Source organism: Candidatus Zixiibacteriota bacterium (assembly GCA_040752815.1).
Lineage (GTDB): Bacteria > Zixibacteria > MSB-5A5 > GN15 > FEB-12 > JAGGTI01.
This window is the reverse complement of record JBFMGC010000100.1, coordinates 1-3,190: the sequence shown is the minus strand read 5'-3', so window position 1 is coordinate 3,190 and position 3,190 is coordinate 1. Positions and strand designations below refer to the sequence as shown.

The following is a 3,190-nucleotide window of genomic DNA, read 5'->3' as shown; positions in this document are numbered from 1 at the left end:
AAAAACGGGGGTGGAGGTGGTGACTCCATCCCCGTTGTGTTATTCATTTATTCTCGTCGTTTCGTTACTGGCAGTGGGGCGCCGGGCCGCTTCTGTAAATGTATGTGATCAGATAATTAACATCCAGAATAGTAACCCCGCCGCTGCCGTCAACATCGGCGCTCAGCAGCGGATCGGGGGCCGGGCCCTGCCGATACAAATACGCGATAATATAGGTCACATCAAGGATGTTAACCGATCCGTCGGCGTTGGCATCGCCGCAAACCCACGTGATCTCGGTCGTGAAGTTCCGGCAGGCGCACCAGTCGCCCCAGCCGGCTTCATTCTGAGCCCGAACCCGCCAGAAGAAGGTCACGCCCTCATCGAGACCGGTCACCTGGCACTGCGACACCGCACAGCTCGTATCCTTCACCGCCGTCGTGAAAGCATCGGTAACATCGACCTGAACCTCATACTGTGTCGCCGTCGTCACATCCTCCCAGTCAAGAACAACCGGCTGCGAAACATCCGTGGCGCCGTCGGCAGGCGAGGTCAAACTCGGCGACGGCGGCGGCATCAATACGCCCTGCACCGTCATCGTCACCGGTACCGCCAGCTCCGGAGTATCCGGATCGTTCGAAGCGATCGTCAACTGACCGTTATAGTCGCCGTCAATCAGTTCCGCCGCATCGAATCCGACCATGATCGTGTCCGAACTGAACGGATCGATCATACCCGAGCCCGGATCAACCGTCAGCCAGCTCGCCGCCGTGAACAACACCGCCAGGTCATCATGCATATACGCCGCATCATATACCACCGGCAGTCCGTCCGTCCCGGCCGAGTTCTCGATACCGATTGTCGAACCCGCCAAACCGGCCGCATCCGTGCCAGGATCCATATGATCATACTGCAGCAAAATCTTGCCGTTCGGATACAGGATCGCCTGGAATGTCAGCGAACCGGTCCCGCCGCCGCTGGCATAGTTGCGGATGTCGATGAAACTGACAATGAACCGCTCGTTGGCGACATCATGGTAATAGTAAAAATGACCCGATGTCCGCGGATCCAGATCGTCCCACCAGACCGCAATCAGGTTGTTCGGCGCCAGACTGTTGGGAAGATTCGTGTTCGTCCGAACCGTCGACCCCTTGCCGAACGTGACCAGGCCGTTCGACGATATATTCAAAGTATTATAAAAATTCTCATAAAACGGGAAATCGAAACCGATCGGTATCGCCGCCGTCGTGTCATCATCTCCCAGACTGTCCGTCATCGTCCCGAGCGACGTGATATCGATCCACTCGTAAACCGGACCGGCCGGATCATCCGAATCTACCCAGTTATAACCCCAGGCATCCGGCCCGCCGCTGCTCTTCGTCGAGGCCGCAAAGAACGGCTCCGCTTCGCCGCCCTTGTCATCCGACGGATAATAGCCCAGCGGCTCTGTCGGCTCGGCCGCCGTCTTCGCCACCAGAGCATCCTTGCCGTTGAACATCAGCCGCGAAATCTCATACTCCAGACGGCCCGGACCGGCATTGCTGATCACGAACGGAACGATCACCGGACTATCCGGCTGCACCGTCTCGGCGATCGAACCCTGCGGAAGCTGAATGTCCGGCGAATAAATGTGCATGCTGACCGGAATCGCACCGCTCGGGTCGAGCGGATCGTTGCAGCTGTAATTGAGCGAGCCGCTGTAATCGCCCGGCGTCAGACCGGTCGTCGACAGCGTCACCGGAAGAAGCAGGCTGTCGCCCGCCGGGACATTGTACTGATCGGTGCTGAAGATCAGCCAGCTGTCGGGACTGGTGAAACGCAGACGAAGCAGGACTTCACCCGTGTTGTAAACCTTGACCGTATCAACCGTACTCTCGCCAAGGTGCAGGCTGTCGGCCAGTGCTTCCGGCAACAGCACTATTTGCGGTGAACCGCTCTGTATCTCTCCGTAACCTTTCAGCTCGATATCGTCGATATTCCAGCCGCAGTACTGTCCGCTGCCGTCGGTCGGACCGATACCGAAACGAATCTGGAAATCCTGATTGCCGTCGGCATACGATGACAGATCATAGAACGATTCCGTCCAGCTGCTCTCATCGACAGTACTGGAGTTGGTATACAGCGTCACCCACGCCGTGCCGTTGTAGACCTGCAGCGTGGCATGATCGTAGGTCGAACTCTCGACGCCCAGCCAGTGGAAGTAGCGCATCTGCACGCCCGCAAAACCGGACAGATCAAGCATCGGTGAATAGACCCAGTACGTCTGGCTCATGGAAGCGCTGTAGGCACCGTCGGTCGGCGTCAGGTCGTTACCCAGAACATAATCGTCCGAGGTGGCCGTATGATCATCATAGGGATCGCCGGCGCCCGAACCGCCCTGGCCGCCCACGGCCGGGCCGATCGTCCATTCACCCGTCCCGCCGAGGCCGGTCCAGCCCTGGTCGAACGAGAAATCATCAAAGTAGAAGACGATCCGATCGCCCACCACAAAATCAAAATCGAGCGTGATGCCATAGCCGCCGTCGCCGGTTAAGGCCAGATGCATCGTCAGCAGATGACCCATCGAGCAGGATTCATCCGCCGAAACGACAAAAACATCACCGCTGTTATTGCCGGTGCCGCCGCCGGAATTAATCGTCCCGAAATAGCCCTGATCGTCAAGGATGGTCACGTAGGTGTCTTCTTCGCTGATAACACCGCTGACCGCGACAGCATCGGCCGAACCGTTGTTGACGACATTGATCACGACATTGGCCGTTTCACCCGGGTCGAGGCTCCCGTTGCCGTTGCCCGCGGCATCATCGATCGACACCGAAACATAGGCCACGGTCGGGGCATGCACCGTCACCGTGAAGGCGCTCGTCCAGGTCGTGTCGCGGATATCGGAACCGGTCACGGCCAGGTCGAAGGATACGATATGCCCGTCAGGGGTGCTGCCGGCGACATCGAAGCCGAAAGCATCGGCGATATTCATCGTGCCGAAATCACCCGGAATGTTGCCGAAGGATTCAGTGCCGTCGGTGATGGTTATATAAGCATCGGAAGTCGTCAGGGTCGCCGTCACGTTGAAGGCGGTATCCGGCCCGACATTCTGAAGCTGCATGTCGAGCGTGATCGACTCGCCGCAATCAACAAAGCCGTCATTGTTACCCAGAGCATCGTTGACCGCATGCTCATCATAAATCACAAACGGCCCCTCCGGCGCGATAAT

Annotated in this window: 1 protein-coding gene; it reads right to left on the bottom strand. The window is 58.1% G+C overall.

All coding sequences use genetic code 11. From position 1 onward, the window contains the following. Positions 1 to 64: 64 nt before the first annotated feature. Positions 65 to 3,190, bottom strand: a 3,126-nt coding sequence (locus AB1772_13245) for a dockerin type I domain-containing protein (protein ID MEW5797305.1), incomplete at its 5' end; no start/stop codon positions are given.